Annotated in this window: 22 protein-coding genes; 7 read left to right on the top strand and 15 right to left on the bottom strand. The window is 66.5% G+C overall.

Annotated features, from left to right (window positions below; all coding sequences use genetic code 11):
* Positions 1 to 7: 7 nt before the first annotated feature.
* Positions 8 to 388 carry a hypothetical protein gene (locus BXA00_RS17265; protein WP_076519727.1) on the bottom strand — a complete coding sequence of 127 codons (381 nt, stop codon included), beginning with the start codon at positions 386 to 388 and terminating at the stop codon, positions 8 to 10.
* 169 nt (positions 389 to 557) lie between these two features.
* Here BXA00_RS17265 and BXA00_RS17260 point away from each other — a divergent pair, with 169 nt between their 5' ends.
* A complete protein-coding gene (locus BXA00_RS17260) occupies positions 558 to 1,997 on the top strand; it encodes a PLP-dependent aminotransferase family protein (protein WP_076519726.1) in 1,440 nt (479 codons plus the stop codon).
* On the top strand, positions 1,994 to 2,557 hold the full coding sequence (locus BXA00_RS17255; protein WP_076519725.1) for a DedA family protein: 564 nt from the start codon (positions 1,994 to 1,996) through the stop codon (positions 2,555 to 2,557). Before BXA00_RS17260 ends, BXA00_RS17255 begins: the two co-directional genes overlap by 4 nt.
* Before the next feature lie 14 nt (positions 2,558 to 2,571).
* Here BXA00_RS17255 and BXA00_RS17250 read toward each other — a convergent pair whose 3' ends face one another.
* The gene (locus tag BXA00_RS17250) at positions 2,572 to 2,805 is read right to left on the bottom strand and encodes a hypothetical protein (protein ID WP_076519723.1); all 234 of its coding nucleotides are present in this window, start codon (positions 2,803 to 2,805) and stop codon (positions 2,572 to 2,574) included.
* Between the two features lie 242 nt (positions 2,806 to 3,047).
* Positions 3,048 to 3,293: a hypothetical protein gene (locus BXA00_RS17245; RefSeq protein ID WP_076519722.1), complete on the bottom strand. Its 246-nt coding sequence runs from the start codon at positions 3,291 to 3,293 to the stop codon at positions 3,048 to 3,050.
* Positions 3,294 to 3,497: 204 nt separating this feature from the next.
* Here BXA00_RS17245 and BXA00_RS17240 point away from each other — a divergent pair, with 204 nt between their 5' ends.
* The 5 genes from BXA00_RS17240 to BXA00_RS17220 all read left to right on the top strand — a co-directional run bounded on the left by BXA00_RS17240 (position 3,498) and on the right by BXA00_RS17220 (position 7,196).
* The gene (locus tag BXA00_RS17240) at positions 3,498 to 4,103 is read left to right on the top strand and encodes a hypothetical protein (protein ID WP_076519720.1); all 606 of its coding nucleotides are present in this window, start codon (positions 3,498 to 3,500) and stop codon (positions 4,101 to 4,103) included.
* 78 nt (positions 4,104 to 4,181) lie between these two features.
* Positions 4,182 to 4,640 carry an Lrp/AsnC family transcriptional regulator gene (locus BXA00_RS17235; protein WP_076519719.1) on the top strand — a complete coding sequence of 153 codons (459 nt, stop codon included), beginning with the start codon at positions 4,182 to 4,184 and terminating at the stop codon, positions 4,638 to 4,640.
* An 84-nt stretch (positions 4,641 to 4,724) separates the two neighbouring features.
* Complete coding sequence (locus BXA00_RS17230; protein ID WP_083714273.1) at positions 4,725 to 5,033, top strand: hypothetical protein; 309 nt, start codon at positions 4,725 to 4,727, stop codon at positions 5,031 to 5,033.
* A 68-nt stretch (positions 5,034 to 5,101) separates the two neighbouring features.
* Positions 5,102 to 6,082, top strand: a complete 981-nt coding sequence (gene pdxA, locus BXA00_RS17225; RefSeq protein WP_083714272.1) for a 4-hydroxythreonine-4-phosphate dehydrogenase PdxA — start codon at positions 5,102 to 5,104, stop codon at positions 6,080 to 6,082.
* 136 nt (positions 6,083 to 6,218) lie between these two features.
* The gene (locus BXA00_RS17220) at positions 6,219 to 7,196 is read left to right on the top strand and encodes a bile acid:sodium symporter family protein (protein WP_076519714.1); all 978 of its coding nucleotides are present in this window, start codon (positions 6,219 to 6,221) and stop codon (positions 7,194 to 7,196) included.
* 73 nt (positions 7,197 to 7,269) lie between these two features.
* Here BXA00_RS17220 and BXA00_RS17215 read toward each other — a convergent pair whose 3' ends face one another.
* The 12 genes from BXA00_RS17215 to BXA00_RS17160 all read right to left on the bottom strand — a co-directional run bounded on the left by BXA00_RS17215 (position 7,270) and on the right by BXA00_RS17160 (position 17,385).
* Positions 7,270 to 8,652: a replicative DNA helicase gene (locus tag BXA00_RS17215; RefSeq protein ID WP_076519712.1), complete on the bottom strand. Its 1,383-nt coding sequence runs from the start codon at positions 8,650 to 8,652 to the stop codon at positions 7,270 to 7,272.
* Complete coding sequence (locus BXA00_RS17210) at positions 8,649 to 9,488, bottom strand: RIO1 family regulatory kinase/ATPase (RefSeq protein WP_076519709.1); 840 nt, start codon at positions 9,486 to 9,488, stop codon at positions 8,649 to 8,651. The genes BXA00_RS17215 and BXA00_RS17210 overlap by 4 nt, the downstream gene beginning before the upstream one ends.
* Positions 9,489 to 9,616: 128 nt before the next feature.
* The gene (gene rplI / locus BXA00_RS17205; protein WP_076519707.1) at positions 9,617 to 10,072 is read right to left on the bottom strand and encodes a 50S ribosomal protein L9; all 456 of its coding nucleotides are present in this window, start codon (positions 10,070 to 10,072) and stop codon (positions 9,617 to 9,619) included.
* Positions 10,073 to 10,086: 14 nt separating this feature from the next.
* Positions 10,087 to 10,359 carry a 30S ribosomal protein S18 gene (gene rpsR, locus BXA00_RS17200; RefSeq protein WP_006218308.1) on the bottom strand — a complete coding sequence of 91 codons (273 nt, stop codon included), beginning with the start codon at positions 10,357 to 10,359 and terminating at the stop codon, positions 10,087 to 10,089.
* Positions 10,360 to 10,479: 120 nt separating this feature from the next.
* A complete protein-coding gene (gene priB, locus BXA00_RS17195; RefSeq protein ID WP_076519706.1) occupies positions 10,480 to 10,803 on the bottom strand; it encodes a primosomal replication protein N in 324 nt (107 codons plus the stop codon).
* 51 nt (positions 10,804 to 10,854) lie between these two features.
* On the bottom strand, positions 10,855 to 11,229 hold the full coding sequence (gene rpsF / locus BXA00_RS17190) for a 30S ribosomal protein S6 (RefSeq protein WP_076519704.1): 375 nt from the start codon (positions 11,227 to 11,229) through the stop codon (positions 10,855 to 10,857).
* 194 nt (positions 11,230 to 11,423) lie between these two features.
* Positions 11,424 to 12,347, bottom strand: a complete 924-nt coding sequence (locus tag BXA00_RS17185) for a DUF817 domain-containing protein (RefSeq protein WP_076519703.1) — start codon at positions 12,345 to 12,347, stop codon at positions 11,424 to 11,426.
* A 6-nt stretch (positions 12,348 to 12,353) separates the two neighbouring features.
* On the bottom strand, positions 12,354 to 13,151 hold the full coding sequence (gene folE2 / locus BXA00_RS17180; protein ID WP_076519701.1) for a GTP cyclohydrolase FolE2: 798 nt from the start codon (positions 13,149 to 13,151) through the stop codon (positions 12,354 to 12,356).
* Between the two features lie 196 nt (positions 13,152 to 13,347).
* Positions 13,348 to 15,210, bottom strand: coding sequence for a 1-deoxy-D-xylulose-5-phosphate synthase (gene dxs / locus BXA00_RS17175; protein WP_076519700.1), 1,863 nt, complete (start codon positions 15,208 to 15,210; stop codon positions 13,348 to 13,350).
* A 51-nt stretch (positions 15,211 to 15,261) separates the two neighbouring features.
* On the bottom strand, positions 15,262 to 16,173 hold the full coding sequence (locus tag BXA00_RS17170; protein WP_076519698.1) for a polyprenyl synthetase family protein: 912 nt from the start codon (positions 16,171 to 16,173) through the stop codon (positions 15,262 to 15,264).
* Positions 16,174 to 16,180: 7 nt separating this feature from the next.
* Positions 16,181 to 16,447, bottom strand: a complete 267-nt coding sequence (locus tag BXA00_RS17165; protein WP_076519697.1) for an exodeoxyribonuclease VII small subunit — start codon at positions 16,445 to 16,447, stop codon at positions 16,181 to 16,183.
* Between the two features lie 83 nt (positions 16,448 to 16,530).
* Positions 16,531 to 17,385, bottom strand: a complete 855-nt coding sequence (locus tag BXA00_RS17160; RefSeq protein WP_076519695.1) for an IclR family transcriptional regulator — start codon at positions 17,383 to 17,385, stop codon at positions 16,531 to 16,533.
* Positions 17,386 to 17,501: the final 116 nt, after the last annotated feature.

Raw genomic sequence — 17,501 nt, 5'->3', positions numbered from 1 at the left:
TCATACATCATTTTGAAATCTTGTGCAGCGCACCCACGCGGATGTTTCCGGTTTTCGACAAAATTCGATGAAAAAAGGCGCCGCCGCGGCGCAGGAATGAGGTCACCGGGCCGGCCGCGTCCAGGCATATCACCTGCGCGCCGCCGATCGCCGTGAGACGCACCGCGCCGCCGTACGACACCCCGTGGGCTTCCCCCGCATTGAGACGGACCGACACCACGCGATGCAGTCCTCCTGCGGCCTCGCAGCCATTGGCAGCTTCTTCGACGCGCATGCTGCCTGAGGTGCAGATCAAGGTGGCGCCGGCACGCAGGGCGAACAGGCGGCTGGCGCCGGACGGAAGATCCAGGCGCAGTCCAGGGGTGTCGGGGGCGGTGTGGGGGGTCATGGTCATCTCCAAACGGACCCTCACAGGCTACGCGCGCCCTGCTTTGCGCAACAGCCACACAAGCCGGCTTTCTGTACCGATGCAGAGACTCGATTTTGCCGCTGTTATGGTGTACTTTGCCTACATCTGTGCCTACCCACAGCCCAACCCCGGGGAGCAAGATCGGCGCATGGAAGCACAACCCCTGTACCTACGCCTGGCCAATCACTATCGGCGGGCGATCCAGACCGGCGTCCTTGCCCCGGCCCAGCGCATGCCTTCGGTCCGCACGCTGGTGCGCACGCATCACGTCAGCCTGTCCACCGCGTTGCAGGCCTGCCGCCAACTGGAGGACGACGGCCTGATCGAGGCCCGGCCCCGCTCGGGATACTTCGTCCTCAAGCCCCGGCGCAACAGCATTCCGCCCGTCGGCGAGCCCGACATCCGCCAGACGCTCGGAGCCGCGCAGTACGTGGGCATCCACGACCGCGTCTCGGACTTCATCGCGAAGTGCGGGGCGCACCCGGTCAGCGCCAACTTCGCCCTGGCGGCGGCCGTGCCGCAGGCCTATCCGATGGACGCGCTCAAGCAGGCGATGACGCGCGCCTTGCGGCAGGCCCCCGAGGTGCTGGTGAGCCCGGTGCCGCCTCAAGGACATCCCGACCTGCGCGGCGTGCTGGCCCGCCGCGCGCTCGCCAACGGCATCAACGCCACGCCCGACGACGTGATCGTCACGCATGGCTGCATCGAGGCCCTGAATCTGGCGCTGCGCGCGGTCGCGCGGCCCGGCGACACCATCGCCGTGGAATCGCCCGCGTATTTCGGCCTGCTGCAGATCCTGGAAAGCCTGGGCATGCGCGCGCTCGAGATTCCCACCAGCCCTCAGCATGGACTGTCGATCGAAGCCCTGGACCTGGCTTTCCAGACCCACGGCAACATCCGCGCCGTGGTCGTGGTGCCGAACTTCCACAATCCGCTGGGGTGCGTCATGCCCGATGGCCACAAGGCGCGGCTCGTGGCGCTGTGCGAACGCCAGCAGGTGCCGCTCATCGAGGACGACACCTACGGCGCCCTGACCGACGACGACGCGCCCCTGGCGGCCGCCAAGTCCTGGGACGCCACCGGCAACGTCATCTACTGCTCATCCATGCACAAGACGCTGGCGCCCGGGATGCGGCTGGGCTGGCTGCTGGGCGGCCGCTGGAAGGCCCGCATTGCCATGCTCAAGTTCGCGCAGAGCCGCCCCAATGAACCGCTGGCGCAGATCGCCGTGGCCGAATTCATGGGCTCGCGCGCCTATGACCGTCACCTGACGCGGCTGCGGCGGGAACTGAAGACGCAGCGCGACCTGACCGCGGAGGCGATCGCCGCGCATTTTCCACGGGGCACGCGCCTGAGCGTGCCGCAAGGCGGCATGCTGCTCTGGGTGGAGATGCCCGAAGGTGTGTCGGGAATGGAGGTCTTCGAGGCCGGGCTGCGGCAAGGGATACGCGTGGCGCCCGGGGCCATGTTTTCGAATGGCACGCGGTACGACCATTTCCTGCGCATCAGTTGCGGGCAACGCATCACGCCCGAGGTCTCGCGCGCGCTGGTGACGCTGGCGCGTATCGTGGAAGAACGGACAGCATGAATCCGGCCCTGCATCAGTTCATCGCCGACTACGGCTTGTGGGCCGTACTGGGCGGCACCTTCCTGGAAGGCGAGAGCGTGGTGGTATTCGCCGGCTTCCTGGCGCACCAGGGGCTGTTTCTCCTGCCCCACGTCATGCTCTGCGCGTTCGCCGGGTCGTTCCTGGCGGACCAGTTGCTGTTTTATGTGGGCCGTCGCTACCGCGATCATCGCTACGTGCGGCGCATCCGCGAAAAGCCCGCCTTCGACAAGGCGCTGGCCGCCATCGACCGCTATCCGAACGGCTTCATCCTGACTCTGCGCTTTTTGTACGGCTTGCGCACGGTCGGGCCCGCGGCCCTGGGCGTATCCAGGGTGTCGCCACTGCGCTATCTGGTACTGAATGCCGTGGCCGCGGCGATCTGGGCGGCGTGCTTCAGCCTGCTGGGCTATGTGTTCGGGCGGACGATCGAGGCGTTGCTCGGACGCATCCAAGGCGTGGAAATCAAACTGGCCATCGCGGCCGCGCTGGGCATCCTGGTCTGGCTGGCCTACTGGTTCCACGCGCGCCGGCGCCGCTAGCGCAGACCGCGCTTTCAGAAGACCAGCTTGCCGCTCGCCCGCAGTACGTGCCGCCGGCGCGCCTTGCGATACAGGGCGCCAATGAACGGCAGCCGCGCGAAGCGACGCAGGATCGGGTGCCGCTGGTCGAAGTCGTGCCACGCCTTGAAGCCATGCCCCATGCGCTCCCAGCTCTCGCGCGCCTTGGGCGAGAGCCTGCCGGGGTCGAACGCCGCCAGCTTTGCCGCTTCCGAAACACGCGCCTTCAAGACGAGGTTCCGGCCTTCCAATGAATACTGATTCCGCATGGGGGCGCATATTACCCGGGCTTGGCGTCCCGTGGCGCCGCGCGGCATGCGTTCGCCGGGGAGCTCAGGGAGCGGCCTTTGACCGCTCCGCCCAAGCCCTTGTAATCAAAGGGATTTGTGCATCTATGCCCGGACTATCCCAAGGCTTGTCCACAGAAGCTGTGGGTAACTGGGAGCGCCCACGTCACGTTGGGCCGCCCCCATCACTTCAGGGCGGCCACGATCATGTCGCGCACGCTTTCGAAACCCGCGACGTATTGCGGATTCTCGGAACGCGCCAGCAGGCTGGAATAGTTTTGCTCCAACTGCGCTTCGATGGCTTCGCGCAGGCCCGGCGAGCCCTTCACCAGATGCAGCATCGATACCAGCGTGGAATTGAGCGCATCGATGCGGCCGCCCTGGTGCGAGATGGTGTGCACGACGACGGCGATTTGTTCCTGGATATCCATGATGTAAGCCTCCTGGCATTGAATGACGGCGCAAATCCTAGCATGGCGCTCCCGCGCTGCCGGGCCTGCCCGCCCGGCAGCGATCGGCCCCGGGCGGCTAGGCAAGCGCCGGGGGCGGCGCTAGCATGAAGCGTAGCCGCACGGGCACCGCGGCGCATGCCGCCGGCGCTGCTTCGGGGCGCCCGGCACAACCGGAGCGCAGTCATGAAAACGATCCAGAACTACGTCCCGCCCAACGCCCAGTCGCTGCGGCGTCTCCAGGACAGACTGGGCTTCAGTGACGCCAGGATGGCCGAGCTGGCCGGGCTGGACGCATCGACCCCTTGGCCCAGCTTCGTGGGCGGCCCGGAGCCGCGCACGCTGGGGCGGCAGCGTCTCTTCTACATGATGGCCCGCCTGACGCTGGAGGATCAGGAATGGCAGCGGGTGTTGGACGCGATGCGCGAAGCCGGCGCGCACTTCGACTGCAAGGACGCGCAGGCGAACGACGCCCCGCCGCCGCCGGAGCCGATGGCGGACGAAGAGCGCAAGTTCGGCATGCTGCTGGTCAGCCGCAACGGCTCGTTCCACGAGATGGAGCAATTGCGCGAGTTCGCGCATTTCGCGCACGAGGCGGACGTGAGCCGCTTCGTGCACAGCGCGTTCTACGACAGCGACATCGACCTGTGCCGCTTCAGCTTCGCGGACCACGACGGCCTGGACGACGCCAGCCGCGACCGCATCTTCGATGCCGCGCACAAGACCATCACGCGCTTCGAGTTCGACGGCCGCATCTATCACGGCGGCATCCCGCCCGAGTCGGACGGCTAGCCGACGCATTGACGCCGGCACGCCGACGCCTGTACCGTCGCCACTTCGCCCTTCGGCCCAACGCCACCGCCTGCGCGCATGAACGAACGACTCGACGACATCGACCGGCAATTGCTCAGCCTGCTGCAGGCCAATGCGCGCGAACCCGCCGCCATCCTGGCGCGCAAGCTGGGCCTGGCGCGCACGACGGTGGTCGCGCGCATCGCGCGGCTGGAGCGCGAGAGCATCGTGGCGGGCTATGGCGTGCGCCTGGGACGGCGGCTGGAAGAGGCCGCGGTGCGCGCTTATTGCTTCATCAGCGTGCTGCCCAAGACGCCGGCGGCGGTGATCCGGGAGCTGGAAAAGATGCCCGAGGTCGAGGAAGTGTCGTCGGTCAGCGGCCCCTACGATTACCTGATCTTCCTGCGCTGCGAAACGCACGAACAACTGGATGCGCTGCTGGACCGCATCGGCCTGATCGACGGCGTCAAGCAAACGCAGACATCCATCGTGCTCAGCCGCAAGGTCGACCGCCGCAGCGCGGTCGGCGCGCCCTGAAACGGCGGTCTACGGCCCGGCCCGCCTTTCCCGCTGGCGCGACATGGTGGTGTAATGGGGCCTGTCGCGAATCCTGGACTTTTCATGCTTGCACGCCTTGCCCCCGCCGCCGCCCTCCTCGCCCTGCTGACCGCTTGTTCCAGCATGAGCGAAGTCACGTCCGTCGACAAGGACCTCTACAGCGTCACCTACAGCTCGGGCACGCAATTGCTGAGCTGGGTCGAAATCAAGAACCAGGCTTTGCAACGCGCCGACCAATACTGCCAGTCGCTGGGCCGCAAGCTGGTCAAGCCCAAGGTGACGTCCAATCACGCGACGGGCCTGGGCTCCAAGCGCGCCACGGTCACGTTCGAATGCGCCGCCATCGATCCGCCCAAGAACGCGGCCCAGTAAGCGCGCGCGGCCCTGCCCGGGATCGGGTGTAGCATTGTCCGCATCCCTTTAGCCCTCTTGCCTGCACCGTGAACACTCCCCAACCCGTGGGCGTCACCATGGGCGATGCCGCCGGCATCGGTCCCGAAATTGTCGTCAAGGCCTACGCGCATGGCTTGAATGCGCCCTGTGTGGTGTACGGCGATGCCGGCGCGTTGCGACGGGCGGCGGCCCAGCTCGGCGCCCGGCTGAACATCGCCGAGATCGCCAGCATCGACCAGGCGCGGCCCGATCCGGGCTGCATCCAGGTGGTGGCCTGCAGCCCTGCCCTGCCCGCCGACCTGGCCCTGGGCAAGGTCAGCGCCCTGGCGGGGCGCGCCGCCTACGACTACGTCTGCGCCGCCATCGACGACGCGCAGGCCGGACGCATCCGCGCCATCGTGACCGCGCCGCTGAACAAGAAATCCATGCACGAGGCCGGCATCGACTTTCCGGGCCACACCGAAATCCTGGCGGACCGCTCGGCCACGCAGGACTTCGCCATGATGCTGGCCAACGATGAACTGCGCGTGCTGCTGGTGACCATCCACGTCGCGCTGGCCGACGTCATCGCGCGCATCACGCCCCAGGCCGAACTGACCGCGATGCGCCTTGCCGACCGGGCCTGCCGGCAGATGGGCATCGCGCGCCCGCGCGTCGCCGTCGCGGGCCTGAATCCGCACGCGGGCGAAGGCGGCAAGTTCGGCCGCGAAGACGTCGACATCATCGAACCGGCCATCGCCGCCGCGCGCGCCGAAGGCATCGACGCCAGCGGCCCCTGGCCGGGAGACACCGTCTTCATGCGCGCCCGCCGCGGCGAATTCGACATCGTCGTCGCCCAGTACCATGACCAGGGCCTCATCCCCGTGAAGTACCTGGGCCTGGACCACGGCGTGAACGTGACCGTCGGGCTGCCCTTCGTGCGCACCAGCGTGGACCACGGCACCGCGTTCGACATCGCCGGCAAGGGACTGGCGGACCACGCCTCGCTGGTCGCGGCGTTCGACCTGGCGCTGGCGATGACGCCCTGACCCGACACATCTGCTGCCTGCCTCGGCGCCTGGACGCTCGAGGGCCGCCGCAGCGCGGGCCGCGCCGTACCGGGTCTACAATACGCCCCGTTTCCGGCGCCCCGCGCCGCCGCTTTCTGTCTTCCCTTCCATCCTCATGTCCCGCCTCGTTCGACTCCTGCCCGACCGCTTCACCCTCTATCTGATCTGCACCGTCATCATCGCCAGCATCGTGCCCGCGCACGGGCAAGGCGTGGTCGTCTTCGGCTGGATCACCAACGTCGCCGTCGGCCTCCTGTTCTTCCTGCACGGCGCGCGCCTGTCCCGCGAGGCCATCATTGCGGGTCTGACGCACTGGAAGCTGCACCTGACCATTTTCTCGGCCACGTTCCTGATGTTCCCGCTGCTGGGCCTGGCGCTCAAGCCGGTGCTGGAACCGCTGGTCACGCCCGAGCTCTATCTGGGCATCCTGTTCCTGTGCTGCCTGCCGGCCACCGTGCAGTCGGCCATCGCGTTCACCTCGATGGCGCGCGGCAATGTCCCCGCCGCGGTATGCAGCGCCTCGGCCTCCAGCCTGCTGGGCATCTTCATCACGCCGCTTCTGGTCGGCACCGTCGTGGCCAATGCCGGCAGTGCGCCGATCTCGTTCGACGCGGTCGGCAAGATCATGCTGCAGTTGCTCCTGCCCTTCGTGCTGGGCCAGTTCGCGCGCCGCTGGATTGGCGCCTGGGTGCACAAGCGCAAGGCGATGCTGAAATTCGTGGACCAGGGTTCCATCCTGCTGGTGGTCTACACGGCCTTCTCCGAAGCCATCAACGAGGGGCTGTGGAGCAGCACGCCCATCCCCGCGCTGGTCGGCCTGGTCGTGAGCTGCTGCGTCATCCTGGCGCTGGCGCTGGGCCTGTCGGCCCTGGCGGGCAGGGTCTTCGGGTTCAAGATCGAGGACCGCATCACGCTGCTGTTCTGCGGCTCGAAAAAGAGCCTGGCCAGCGGCATTCCCATGGCCCAGGTGCTGTTCGCCGGCCACGCCGTGGGCGCGGTGGTGCTGCCGCTGATGCTGTTCCACCAGATCCAGCTCATGGTCTGCGGCGTCCTCGCCGCGCGCTATGGCAAGCGGCCGGAAACCACCCACTGACCGGGTCAGCAATAAAAAAACCGCGCTTCACACATGAAGCGCGGTTTTTTATTTGGGCGCCGCCGAGGCAGGATCAGTACATGTCCCGCGGCTGCGCGCCGGAGAAGTTCAAGAAGCGCGTGCTGGACCCCTGGAACGTCAGGCGCACGGTTCCGATGGGGCCGTTACGCTGCTTGCCGATGATGATCTCGGCCGTGCCCTTGTCCGGCGAATCGGGGTTGTAGACCTCGTCGCGGTAGATGAACAGGATCACGTCCGCGTCCTGTTCGATGGCGCCGGATTCGCGCAGGTCGCTCATCACGGGACGCTTGTTGGGACGTTGTTCCAGGCTTCGGTTGAGCTGGGACAGCGCGATCAGCGGGCAGTTCAGCTCCTTGGCCAGACCCTTGAGCGAACGGCTGATTTCAGACACTTCGGTGGCCCGGTTTTCGCCGGAACCGTTGCCTGACATGAGCTGCAGGTAGTCGATGATGATGAGCCCGAGCTGGCCGCACTGGCGCGCCAGACGGCGCGCGCGGGCGCGCACTTCCATGGGACTGAGCGCCGGCGATTCGTCGATGTAGACCTGGGCGTCCTGCATGAGCTGCACGGCGTGCGTGACGCGCGGCCAGTCTTCGGCGATGAGCTTGCCGGTACGCATCCGGTGCTGGTCCAGCAGGCCCACGGAACCCAGCATACGCATGGCAAGCTGCACGGCGCCCATTTCCATGGAGAACACCGCCACGGGCAAGCCTTCTTCGATGGCGACGTGCTCGCCGATGTTCATGGAGAACGAGGTCTTGCCCATGGACGGGCGGCCGGCCACGATGATCAGGTCGCCGCCCTGCATGCCGGACGTCATCTTGTCCAGGTCCGTGAAGCCCGTGGGCACGCCCGTCACATCGGAGGTGCCCTCGCGGTGATAGAGCTCGTCGATACGCTCGACCACCTGGGTCAGGAGCGGCTGGATCTCCTGGAAGCCCGCGGCGCCGCGCGCGCCTTCCTGCGCGATCTGGAAGACCTTGGATTCGGCCTCGTCCAGCAGTTGCCGCGCCTCCTTGCCCTGCGGGTTCATGGCCGCCGAGGAGATTTCGTCGGCGATGGACACCAGCTTGCGCAGCATGGCGCGCTCTCGCACGATCTCGCCGTAGCGCCGGATGTTGGCCGCCGACGGCGTGTTGTGCGCCAGCGCATTCAGATAGGCCAGCCCGCCGGCGTCGTCGGCCTTGCCCGCGCTGACCAGCGACTCGTGCACGGTAATCACGTCGGCCGGCCGCGCCAGGCCGATCAAGCGAGCGATGTGGTGCCAGATCAGCCGATGGTCGTGGCGGTAGAAATCCTCTTCGATCAGCACGTCCGCGATGCGGTCCCATGCCGCATTGTCCAGCAGCAGTCCGCCGAGGACCGACTGTTCCGCCTCGATGGAATGGGGAGGGACGCGCAGGTATTCGAGCTGGGAATCGGCGGGTGTGGTCATGGCTTCAATAGTAACGGCTGCAGGATATCCGCGACGCGGAAAAACCCTTGGATATCGCGCGAGGGGAAGCGGCTCAGGATGGGGCGCAACGGCATCGCAAAGGCGCAGAGCACGCGCGCCAGGCGCCTGAGGCACGCCCTGACCTCGGGATCGGGGTTGCTGTCCAGGTAGACGTCCAGCGCCAGCTTGCCCAGCGTCCTGGCGTCGCGGTCGCCCAGCTTGCGCAGGGACACCAGCGAGGCAAGCATCTGGAACATGTCATAGGCCTGCGCCAGCGGGCGCGACAGCGTCGCGCCGATGTTTTCCTCGAAGTCGATACGCCAGATCTCGCCATCGCGCAGCGTCAGGTTTCGGATCTGCGCACCGCCGTGCCACATGCCGCGCCCATGAAAGGCCGCCAGGTCGGCCGCGGCCGCGCGCGTCAGCCACAGGCGCGAGGTGGAGTCTTCTTTGCGGATCAGGTCCGCCAGGTCTTCGCCTACGAACTCCAGCACGAGCAGGTTCTGCTCCTGCCACCAGACCTCGGGGACACGGCAGCCGGCCTCCAGCAATTGCGACAGGCGCCGGGCTTCATGGGCCAGGCCATTGCGCAGCAGTACGCCGGGCCGCGGAAACTCGCCCAGGAAAATCTTGCATCCCACGGCGAGGAACAAGGCGCGCACGTAGCGCAGCACGTAGCTCACGCCTCGCAGGATGCCGGGCCGGCGCCGCTTGATGATGCAGCGCACGCCGTCTATCTTCACATCCCGCACCGAAGGTTCACGCGACGCATCCACGCTGTCGAGCCAGGCTCGCAGGCCGGGCGGCGCGTTGTGATGGACAGGCGGATGAGTCAAGAGGTCCTCTGGATGACAGCGTGAAACGGGCGGCGGGCGTCGCCGGGTCGGGGCGGACCGGGCGCGGCGCCCCAAAAAAGAAAAAAAGCCGGCGCGCGGGCCGGCTTCTTTTTACCGCGACTGCCGGATCAGGACAGTTCGCCTTCGACCACGACCGTGACGTCAACGACGACATCGGCGTGCAGGGCGACCTGGACCGGGTACTCGCCGATGGCCTTCAGTTGGCCATTGGGCAGACGCACCTGGGCCTTTTCGACGGCTTCGAACGAAGCCTTCTTCAGACCTTCGGCGATGTCGGCGTTGGTGACCGAACCGAACAGGCGACCGTCGACGCCAGCCTTCTGGCTGATCTTCAACTGGTAGCCGTTCATGCGCTCGCCCAGGGCTTGGGCGGCAGCCAGCTTTTCAGCCTGGGCCTTTTCCAGCTCGGCGCGGCGGGCTTCGAATTCCTTCAGGGCGGCGTCGGTTGCGCGACGGGCCTTCTTCTGGGGAATCAGGAAGTTGCGGGCGTAGCCATCGCGCACGCGCACGACTTCACCCAGGTTGCCCAGATTCAGGACTTTTTCGAGCAGAATAACTTGCATTTCAGTGCCCCGGATTAGTTGTGGTTGTCGGTGTAAGGCAACAGGGCCAGGAAGCGCGCGCGCTTGATGGCGGTGTCCAGCTGGCGCTGGTAGATTGCCTTGGTGCCGGTCAGGCGAGCCGGGATGATCTTGCCGTTTTCTTGCACGAAGTCGCGCAGGGTGTCCAGATCCTTGTAGTCGATCTCTTCGACGCCGGCTGCGGTGAAGCGGCAGAACTTGCGACGCTTGAAGAGCGGGTTCTGCTGCGTGAATTTGCGTTTTTCTTTGCGTTTTCCGAAGAAAGCCATGATATGTGCCTTTATGTTTGAGGGGACTGGGTCATAACCGGGTTCTTCAATGACCGGGCCCAACTCCCCGTAACCTATCCGTATTCAGAAGGCGCTCTCGCACCCTTGGACTCATTCCCTTCAAGCTACCTGCGGATCGCTTCCAGCGCTTCCGCCAATCTTGCGCGCCTGCTGCAAATGCAGCTTGATCTTCACCGAGTCCTTGCGGGCGGGAGCCAGAAACCCCTGCACCAGCAATTCGGACCCCAAAGCGGTGTTCCTCAAGAGCAGCGCCAGATCTCCCAGTGCCACGGCGGCGATCGTCAATTCGACACGGCGCGGGTGGCCGGCTTCGATGACCTCCGACTCGTGCGCCAGCAGCATTTCCAGCGCTGGCAAACCGGCGGGCGTGTGGCGCAAAGGCTCGCATTCGAGAACGCGGGCGCTGAGTTCCAGCTTGTTCATCCTGCCAGGCACCGAGGGGACTTGAGACAATGAGCTCTGCGTGAGCCCTGCTTACTCGGCCTGAGCCGGGGCAGCTTCCGCCGAAGCCTTGCGGGCTTCTTCGCGTTCGACCGACTTCATCATGATCGACGGAGCGGTCTGGGCCTTCTTGGTCTTGATGACCAGGTGACGCAGAACGGCGTCGTTGTAGCGGAACGAGTGTTCCAGCTCATCCAGCGTGGCTTGGCCGCACTCGATGTTCAGGCACACGTAGTGAGCCTTGACGAGCTTCTGGATCGGGTAGGCCAGTTGACGGCGACCCCAGTCTTCCAGGCGGTGGACCGAGCCGCCTTGGCCCGTGACCAGCGCTTGGTAACGCTCGACCATGGCGGGCACTTGCTCGCTCTGGTCGGGGTGAACGATAAACACTACTTCGTAGTGACGCATGGATAAAACTCCTTGAGGATGTCTTGCCGGCCGGCCGTCTTGCACCCGCGCTTTCCATCATGGGTGGATTTTCATCTTGGAGACGATCGCCGCAAGGGGCAGCCCGCTACCCAAAAAACCATGGGTGGTCGAGCAAGAAAGCTCTCGATTATCGCCGATTGGGCAAACGCTTGCAAGCAGCAAAAAATGGCGCGTCAGGAAATGAGGGACGCGTTATTTGCGGGCACGGCGGCTGGCGCGGCCGGCAGATCGGCCGCCTCGATGGCGCGCGGCCGGTTGACGGCGCTCACCATGACATAGCTGATGATCATCAGCAGGAACCAGGAACCCAGCTTGGCGATGGACACGAGTTGCCAGACCTGCGACTGGTTGGGATAGCGCCAGGCATTGGCGAAGGTGCCGATGTTCTCGGCGAACCAGATGAAGAGCGCCACCAGCACGAAGCCCAGCAACAGCGGCATGCGGCGGTAGACCTGCCAGATGCGGAAGTACACCCAGGTGCGCGCGAACAGCAGCGCCGTCATCGCGAACAACGCCCAGCGCAAATCCATGACGTAATGGTGCGCGAAGAAGTTCAGGTAGATCAGCACCGAAAGCGCCGCCGTGGCGGCAAGCGGCGGATGCGCCCGGAAGCGGAAATCGAAGAGGCGCCACACGCGGGCAAGGTAGCTGCCCACCGCGGCATACATGAAGCCGGTGAATAGCGGCACCCCGCCGATGCGCAGCACGCTCGGCTCGGGGTAGATCCACGAACCGGCGGCGGTCTTGAAGATTTCCATGCAGGTGCCGACGACATGGAACATCAGGATCACGCGCGCCTCGCCCCAGGTTTCCATGCGCAGCGCGAGCAGCGCGGCCTGGATGCCCAGCGCGGCCAGCGTCAGGAAGTCGTAGCGCGCCAGGAACGCGTCCTTGGGATACCACCAGTGCGTGCCCAGCAGCAGCGCGCACATCAGGCCGCCAAAAAGGCATGCCCAGGCCTGCTTTACGCCAAAGCGGAAGAACTCGTAGAGCGCGACGCCGAAACGCCCGCGGCTGGCCAGGTTGCCGGCCAGCCGCGTTTCCCACTGCTGCAGGCCGGCGATGAGCGGCCAGTCGCTGGCCGCCGGATGGCGCATGGGCGCTCAGCCTTCGACGACGGCGTAGGCCGAGTGGTTGTGGATGGATTCGAAGTTTTCGGCTTCGACGCGATAGCGCGCAATGCCGGGATGCGCGTTCAGGCGGGCGGCCACGTCTCGCACCAGGTCCTCGACGAACTTGGGATTGTCGTAGGCGCGTTCGGTCACGAACTTTTCGTCGGGGCGCTTGAGCAGCCCCCACAATTCGCAGGAGCCCTCGTCCTCGACCAGGCGGATCACGCCGTCCATCGAGATATCTTCATCGAGGATGGCCGAGACGGTGACGTGCGAGCGCTGGTTGTGCGCGCCGTATTCGGAAATGGCCTTGGAACACGGGCACAGGCTGGTGACAGGCACCTGCACGACGAGTTCGAACTCGACGTGGCCGGCCTGCGCGCGGGCGATCCACTGGACCTCGTAGTCCAGCAGGCTCTGCACGCCGGAGATCGGCGCGGACTTGTTGATGAAGTACGGGAACGTCGCGGTGAGGTCGCCGCGCTCGGCATGCAGCAGCGGCAGCATGTCGCCCGCCATGGCGCGAAACGCCGCCGGCGTCATGGGCGTGCTGCGATACCGCTCGAGCAGGGCCACGAAGCGGGACATGTGCGTGCCCTTTTCCTCGGGCGGCAGGGCCACGGTCAACGTCCAGTTGGCCACGGTGCCCTGGACCGAGCCATCGCCGCTCTGGACCAGCATGGGATGACGCACGCCGCGGATGCCGACGCGCTGGATCGGGATGTGCCGCGTATCCGTGGCGCTCTGCACGTCGGGCATCACGATGGCGGGGTCGATCGGAGAATTCATTTCGGCTTACCTGTCCGGGCCAGTCTGCCGCACGAACACGGGCAGGCCCAGTAGTCTAGAAAGGCGCTCATTATCGCCCACGCTTGCGCGATCGGACGAGGTACCCCTTCGGATCACATGCCGGCGCGGCCGGAACAGTGTGTTTCATCCTTGCGGCCGAAAGCGTGCGCCCTCGGCCTCAAGGATGAACCCGAAGTCACTTCAGCAGCGCGGCATAGCGCGTGCGGATCGACTGCTCGATGCCGGCCGCGTCCAGCCCCAGTCCGGCCAGCAGGGCCGATTGCTCGCCATGGTCGATGAACTCGTCCGGCAGGCCCAGTTGCAACACGGGGATCAGCACACCGGCGGCGCTCAGGACTTCCAGCACGGCGCTGCCCGCGCCGCCCATGATGCAGGCGTCTTCCAGGGTGACGAGCGCATCGTGGCGGCTCGCCAGGTCGAGGATCAGGTCGCGGTCGATCGGCTTGACGAAGCGCATGTCCGCCACGGTGGCGTCCAGCTTGTCGGCGGCGCCCAGCGCCGCCTGGACCAGCGTACCGAAGCCCACGATGGCGATCTTCTTGCCTTCGCGCCGGATCACGCCCTTGCCCAGTTCGACGGTATCCAGGCCCTCGCCTTCCGCCGCGCCGCAGCCCGCGCCGCGCGGATAGCGCACCGATGCGGGGCCGGGATGCTGATAACAGGTCGACAGCAGCAGACGGGTTTCGTTTTCGTCGGATGGCGTGGCGACCACCATGTTCGGCACGCAGCGCAGGAAGGCGATGTCGTAGTTGCCCGCGTGCGTGGCGCCGTCCGCGCCCACGATGCCGGCGCGGTCCAGCGCGAACGTGACGTCCAGGTTCTGCAACGCGACGTCATGGATGAACTGGTCGTAACCACGCTGCAGGAACGTGGAGTAGATGGCGACAACCGGCTTCTGGCCTTCGCACGCCACGCCAGCGGCGAACGTGACGGCATGCTGTTCGGCGATGCCCACGTCGAAGTACCGCTGCGCAAAGCGCTGCTCAAACTCCACCAGCCCGCTGCCCTCGCGCATGGCCGGCGTGACGGCGACCAGGCGCGTGTCCTGCTGGGCCGTGTCGCAAAGCCACTTGCCGAACACCTGGGTGAACGTGCGCTTGCCCGGCGCCTTGGACTGCTGGATGCCGACCGCCGGATCGAATTTGCCGGGTCCGTGGTAGAGCACCGGATCGGCCTCGGCGAGCTTGTAGCCCTGCCCCTTGCGCGTGACCACATGCAGGAACTGCAGCCCTTCGAGGGCCTTCAGGTTCTGCAGCGTGGGCACCAGCGCATCCAGATCGTGGCCGTCGATGGGACCGACGTAATTGAAGCCGAATTCCTCGAACAGCGTGGCCGGCGTGACCATGCCCTTGGCATGTTCCTCGAAGCGGCGGGCCAGTTCGAGCACGGGCGGCACGTGCTGCAGGACGGCGCGGCCCACGTTCTTGGCCGCGGCATAGAAGCGACCCGACATCAGGCGCGCCAGGTAGCGGTTCAGCGCCCCGACCGGCGGCGAGATCGACATGTCGTTGTCGTTCAGGATCACCAGCAGGTTGATGTTGGGCGTGACGCCCGCGTTGTTCATGGCCTCGAAGGCCATGCCGGCCGACATGGCGCCGTCGCCGATCACGGCGATGTGCTGGCGCTGCACGCCCGCATTGCGCGACGCGACCGCCATGCCCAGGGCCGCGGAGATCGACGTGGACGAATGCGCGGTGCCGAACGCGTCGTACTCGGATTCGCTGCGCTTGGGGAACCCGGAAATGCCGCCCTGCTGGCGCAGCTTGGCCATGCCGGCACGGCGCCCCGTCAGGATCTTGTGCGGATAGGACTGGTGCCCCACGTCCCAGACGATGCGATCGTGCGGCGTATCGAACACCTGGTGCAGCGCCAGCGTGAGCTCGACGGTGCCCAGGTTGGACGACAGGTGTCCGCCCGTTTTGGATACCGACTCCAGCACGAAGCCGCGCAGTTCGTCGGCGAGCTTTTTAAGCTCGCGACGATCCAGGCGCTTGAGGTCAGCCGGCGATTGAATGCGGTCCAGTAAATCTGTCGTCATGCTTTTATGTGGTTCGTTGGCCCGGCCTGCGCGGGCCGGGCTGATCACGGATCAGCGGTCTCGAAGAACGATGAAGTCGGCAAGCTGGGCCAGGCGCGCGCCCGCGTCGCCCAGCGGCGCCAGCGCAGCCAGGGCCGCCACGCGCAGTTCCTCGGCGAAGGCCCGGGCGTCGGCCAGCCCCAGCAAAGACACGTAGGTGGGCTTGTTTTCGGCGGCATCCTTGCCTGGCGTCTTGCCCAGGCTGGCGCTGTCGGCGGTGACATCGAGTATGTCGTCGACCACCTGGAACGCCAACCCCATGGCCTGCGCGTAGGCATCGAGCGCCTGGCGCGACGCCGAGCTTGCGCCCGCCACGATGCCGCCCAGGGCCACGCTGCAAGCCAGCATGGCGCCGGTCTTCATGCCATGCATCATCTGCAGCTCGTCGCGCGACAACGCGCGGCCGACGCTGAAGAGGTCGATAGCCTGGCCCCCCGCCATGCCCTGGCTGCCGGCGGCGCGCGCCAGCGACTGGGTGGCCTGCACGATCAGCGCCGGCGCGATCGGCATGGACGCCACCAGTTCGAAGGCAAGCGGCTGCAGGGCGTCGCCCGCCAGCATGGCCGTGGCCTCGTCGAACTGCACATGCGTGGTGGGCCGGCCTCGGCGCAGGGTGTCGTCGTCCATGCAGGGCAGGTCGTCGTGCACCAGCGAATAGGCATGGATCAGTTCGACGGCCGCGGCGGCGCGGTCGAGCGAGGCTTCGATGGCCAGTACGCTGCCGCTCACGGGGCAGGCCTGTCCTGCGGCATAGACCAGGGCGGCGCGCACGCGCTTGCCGCCGCCGAGCACGGCGTATCGCATGGCCTCATGCAAGCGGGCTGGCGCCTGGTCCGCCGGCGGCAGGAGGTCGTCGAGCACGTCTTCGACGTGCCGCGCACGGCCTTGCAGCCACTCGGGAAAAGCGAGTTGAATTTGCTTCATCGGATGTTTATTCGTCGTCCAGCGCCGCGGGATCCAGGGGCCGGAGCAGGTCGCCCTCGAGCACCTTCACCTGCTGTTCGGCCTGCGCCAGGCGCTCCTGGCAGACCCGCGTGAGCGCCACGCCACGCTTGTAGGCGGCCAGCGATTGCTCAAGCGGCAGCGAGCCGTCTTCCATGGCCGCCACGAGCGATTCCAGTTCGGCCAGCGCCGTTTCGAAATCCTGGGGCAAGGGACGATCGTCGTTCTGCGGATCAGCGGGGATGGGATTGGCCAAACGGGGCCTCCGGGGGCACTAGGGGTGGATTAATCCGTGAATTGTACGAGATAGCCATGCGCGGACCGGATGCGCCCCGCGCCTCAGGCTGGCGCCCCCGCCAGGCCTGCCACCGCGGCCAGCAGCGCCGGCGCCACGCGAGCCCGCAGATGCGACGCTTCGAGCAGGCTGGCCGGTCCGCCGCAGCTCATGACGAAGACGCCCTCGCCCGTGATGGACGTGAAAGGCACCGCCACGGCATTGATGCCGGACTGCCATTCCCCGATGGCGAAGCAGCAGCCTTCCTGGGCCAGTTCCGCACGGGCCCGCGCGATGGCCTCGGGCGCCGGCGCCCCCTCTCCCAGGCGCGCCAGCACGGCCTCGCATTCCTGCTCGGGCAGGCTGGCCAGGTAGGCCCGGCCCATGGCGCTGTCCAGCGTGGCGCGGTAGCCGACCGGCAGCCGCAGATACAGCGCGGACGAGCCGTGAATGGCCTCGACATAGGTCATGGCATCGCCGTCGAACGCCCCCAGCGCGACGGCGCCCCCGGTCTCGCGGGCCAGGTCGGTCATCGAAGCCTTGGCCAGCTCGCGGACCTCCAGCCCGGCCAGCAGCCCGAACCCCAGGGCCAGGACGCCGTATCCGGGCGAGTACTTGCCGGTGTCCGGGTGATAACGCAGGTAGCCCAGTTCGGTCAGCGTGTAGGTGATGCGGCTGATGGTGGGCTTGGGCAGGCCGGTCAGGCGCGCCAGGTCCAGGTTGCCCAGGGCGGTCACGCCGTGCCGAAAGCACCGCAGCACATCCAGCCCGCGCGCCAGGGCGGTGATGAAATCCGGCGACTGGGCGCCGCCCCCCGCGCCCGCGCCCCGTTTGCGGCGCGCGGGCAGGCTCAGTTCGAGCTTCTCGTCGGGCTTGGAGGGGGGATGGGCGGTGCGCCTGGGGTCAGAAAATGATTGCATTTCTATTCGCTTCGTTTTTATAGTTTATTTCGAATGACAAAATTAAATTCCATATAACGGAATTTAAACCATCCAAGGAGACCTGGCAAGCGACGCGACGCGCGGCATCGCACCCG

The organism is Achromobacter sp. MFA1 R4 (assembly GCF_900156745.1).
Lineage (GTDB): Bacteria > Pseudomonadota > Gammaproteobacteria > Burkholderiales > Burkholderiaceae_B > Achromobacter.
This window is presented reverse-complemented; position numbering and strand designations above follow the sequence as displayed.

Excerpts from the sequence above, each read along its gene's own strand:
- rpsF (WP_076519704.1), bottom strand. The coding sequence starts at position 11,229 with ATGCGTCACTACGAAGTAGTGTTTATCGTTCACCCCGACCAGAGCGAG.
- BXA00_RS17215 (WP_076519712.1), bottom strand. The coding sequence starts at position 8,652 with ATGACCACACCCGCCGATTCCCAGCTCGAATACCTGCGCGTCCCTCCC.
- BXA00_RS17240 (WP_076519720.1), top strand. The coding sequence starts at position 3,498 with ATGAAAACGATCCAGAACTACGTCCCGCCCAACGCCCAGTCGCTGCGG.
- rpsR (WP_006218308.1), bottom strand. The coding sequence starts at position 10,359 with ATGGCTTTCTTCGGAAAACGCAAAGAAAAACGCAAATTCACGCAGCAG.
- BXA00_RS17160 (WP_076519695.1), bottom strand. The coding sequence starts at position 17,385 with ATGCAATCATTTTCTGACCCCAGGCGCACCGCCCATCCCCCCTCCAAG.
- BXA00_RS17260 (WP_076519726.1), top strand. The coding sequence starts at position 558 with ATGGAAGCACAACCCCTGTACCTACGCCTGGCCAATCACTATCGGCGG.
- priB (WP_076519706.1), bottom strand. The coding sequence starts at position 10,803 with ATGAACAAGCTGGAACTCAGCGCCCGCGTTCTCGAATGCGAGCCTTTG.
- BXA00_RS17170 (WP_076519698.1), bottom strand. The coding sequence starts at position 16,173 with ATGAAGCAAATTCAACTCGCTTTTCCCGAGTGGCTGCAAGGCCGTGCG.
- rplI (WP_076519707.1), bottom strand. The coding sequence starts at position 10,072 with ATGCAAGTTATTCTGCTCGAAAAAGTCCTGAATCTGGGCAACCTGGGT.
- BXA00_RS17185 (WP_076519703.1), bottom strand. The coding sequence starts at position 12,347 with ATGCGCCATCCGGCGGCCAGCGACTGGCCGCTCATCGCCGGCCTGCAG.
- BXA00_RS17265 (WP_076519727.1), bottom strand. The coding sequence starts at position 388 with ATGACCCCCCACACCGCCCCCGACACCCCTGGACTGCGCCTGGATCTT.
- BXA00_RS17255 (WP_076519725.1), top strand. The coding sequence starts at position 1,994 with ATGAATCCGGCCCTGCATCAGTTCATCGCCGACTACGGCTTGTGGGCC.
- folE2 (WP_076519701.1), bottom strand. The coding sequence starts at position 13,151 with ATGAATTCTCCGATCGACCCCGCCATCGTGATGCCCGACGTGCAGAGC.
- BXA00_RS17235 (WP_076519719.1), top strand. The coding sequence starts at position 4,182 with ATGAACGAACGACTCGACGACATCGACCGGCAATTGCTCAGCCTGCTG.
- BXA00_RS17220 (WP_076519714.1), top strand. The coding sequence starts at position 6,219 with ATGTCCCGCCTCGTTCGACTCCTGCCCGACCGCTTCACCCTCTATCTG.
- dxs (WP_076519700.1), bottom strand. The coding sequence starts at position 15,210 with ATGACGACAGATTTACTGGACCGCATTCAATCGCCGGCTGACCTCAAG.
- BXA00_RS17230 (WP_083714273.1), top strand. The coding sequence starts at position 4,725 with ATGCTTGCACGCCTTGCCCCCGCCGCCGCCCTCCTCGCCCTGCTGACC.
- BXA00_RS17245 (WP_076519722.1), bottom strand. The coding sequence starts at position 3,293 with ATGGATATCCAGGAACAAATCGCCGTCGTCGTGCACACCATCTCGCAC.